This is a genomic window from Mesorhizobium sp. M1A.F.Ca.IN.020.06.1.1 (genome assembly GCF_004023265.1).
Lineage (GTDB): Bacteria > Pseudomonadota > Alphaproteobacteria > Rhizobiales > Rhizobiaceae > Mesorhizobium.
On the sequence record NZ_RZSR01001033.1, the window covers coordinates 1 to 2,035 of the forward strand.

General features: G+C 62.6%; 3 protein-coding genes and 1 pseudogene. All 4 read right to left on the reverse strand.

The window, feature by feature from the left end; genetic code table 11:
- A partial coding sequence (locus tag EOA60_RS30560) for a DMT family transporter (protein ID WP_164899669.1) occupies positions 1–752 on the reverse strand: 752 nt, incomplete at its 3' end.
- Between the two features lie 121 nt (positions 753–873).
- Positions 874–1,230, reverse strand: coding sequence for a hypothetical protein (locus EOA60_RS30565; RefSeq protein WP_095825396.1), 357 nt, complete (start codon positions 1,228–1,230; stop codon positions 874–876).
- Positions 1,231–1,343: 113 nt separating this feature from the next.
- Positions 1,344–1,838, reverse strand: coding sequence for a hypothetical protein (locus tag EOA60_RS30570; RefSeq protein WP_095825397.1), 495 nt, complete (start codon positions 1,836–1,838; stop codon positions 1,344–1,346).
- A 54-nt stretch (positions 1,839–1,892) separates the two neighbouring features.
- A pseudogene (locus tag EOA60_RS39340) lies at positions 1,893–2,035 on the reverse strand (GTP 3',8-cyclase MoaA); the annotation flags it as partial.

Sequence of the window (2,035 nt, forward strand, 5' to 3'; positions counted from 1 at the left end):
ATCGACCACAGCAGCGCCGTATAGCGGAAGGGCGCGATGAAGGAGATGTCGCCCGAGCGCATCGCCATGATGATGAACTGATAGCCGATGAGCACGAGCACGGCGGCCAGCGCCAGCAGCGCCGTCGCCTTGGCGGTCATGGGCGTCCAGCCGCCCATCGGCGGGAGCAGCAGCGCACCCAGGATCGTCATGGCCAGCGCAGTCGCGGTCGATACCAGCATGGTCGGGATCGCTTGCGGGATGCGCTTGGTGGCGAGATCGCGCACCGCGCAGCAGCCGACGCTCGCCAGCGCCAGCAACGAATAGGCGCTGAAACCCTCGAAGCCCGGCCGCACGATGATCAGCACGCCGGCAAAGCCGACGGCAATGGCGAGCCAGCGGCGCCAGCCGACGCCCTCGCCGAAGAACAGTGCGGCGCCCATCGTCACGGCCAGCGGCAGCGCCTGCAGAACGGCGGAGACGTTGGCGATCGGCAAATGGGCAAGGGCGATCAGGAACGACACGGTCGCGCCGGCTTCGCCGGCGACACGCAGCGCGACCATCGGCTGCAGCATGGCGCGCGGATCAGCAAGCGCGCCGCGCCGCCAGGCGAGCAGACCGACGAAGAGCGAGGCGAAGGCGCCACGCACCAGCATGACCTGCGCCATGTTCATCGATTCGGAGGAGAATTTGGTGATCGCGTCGTTCAAGGTGAAGCCGATCATGGCCACGACCATGAACAGTGCGCCGCGAAGATTTGGCGAAAGAGGCAAGGGCGCTTCCGGTTATGTTCTCTCGCAAGCGTCTAACAGCCAGCGGCAAGACAGCAACGTCAAAGAAATGGGCCACAGGAGGTTCCTGCGGCCCTCAAGATCGGCTGCGTTACTGGAGCGATTATTTCGGCGTCAGCGTCTCGGTGCCGTTGCCGTTCTGGCCGGCGATGGTCCACAGGCCGTGCAACGAGCCGTCCTTCTCCACTTTGTAGACGACGAGGCCGATTTCCTTGCCCATGACGTAGCCGGCGGAAAAGGCATCGTCATTGCGCATGCAAATGCCGTCGGAGGACGAGCCGCCGGTTTCCCAATGGATCGTGCAGGTTGTGTCGCTGGTCAGTGTGATGGTTGCCTCGCCGCCATATTTCGATCCGTCGAAATTGGTGCCGGCGACAGTGTAGGTGCCACCGATCGACTTAGCGGCCGCAGGCACCAAGGCAATCCCGAGCATTGCAAGCGAAGCCAAGAATTTGCGCATGAGAATTCCCCCTGAATGCGAAAATCGCTTCATGAGGCTAGGCCGGAACAAGTCGGCGGTAAATCGGGTGGAAGTCGGCGCGGATGGTTTATTTCCAGTGCGCCGAGCGCAGCTCAAGGGCCGCGCAGGCTGGCGGCGATCGCCCCGGTCAGCGGATCGTATTTCGCCTTAAGCGAGGAAGGATACTCGATCCAGACGGTGCGGATGACAGCATCCTTTCCGAACAGGCGCCGTTCGTAGAAGACCTTGTCGCCCTTGACGCCAGAAACCACCGCCCAATTCTTCCCGGACTTGCTGTAAGTGATCTTGTAGCCCGGCCCGGTGTTTGCCTTTTCGTCGGCGACGAAGCCCTTCGGAGTGTCGTTGTCGATGTTATAAATGCCCGAGCAGGTCAGGCTGGCGCCGTCGGGCGCGCTCCATTGCTGCCCATCGCCGTTTTCTGGCTCGGGCAAGCGGTCGCTGAAAATCTCGTCGGGAAAGGTGCAGGACGTGCCGAAGCGCGCATTGACGTAGGTGAACGGCTTTGCGATTGCCGCTGTCGTCGCAATCGTCAGCAATGAGAAGGCGATCACCAAAGGCGCGCCCTGGACGAGATGAACACACTTCATGATGCCCCCAAGGTCCGTGACCGAGGGTGATCCTGCACCAAATCGGAGAAAAAATCAGCCGCCGGTGACGCTCATATGGCGCGATACCGAGGGTCGGCTGGTGCGGCGGTCGATGACGAAATCATGGCCCTTCGGCTTGCGCCCGATCGCCTCGTCTATGGCCTCGCCGACCAGCTCATTGCCTTCGGAGGCGCGCA

Coding starts and splice junctions, on each gene's coding strand:
- EOA60_RS30565 (WP_095825396.1), bottom strand. CDS start 1,230: ATGCGCAAATTCTTGGCTTCGCTTGCAATGCTCGGGATTGCCTTGGTG.
- EOA60_RS30570 (WP_095825397.1), bottom strand. CDS start 1,838: ATGAAGTGTGTTCATCTCGTCCAGGGCGCGCCTTTGGTGATCGCCTTC.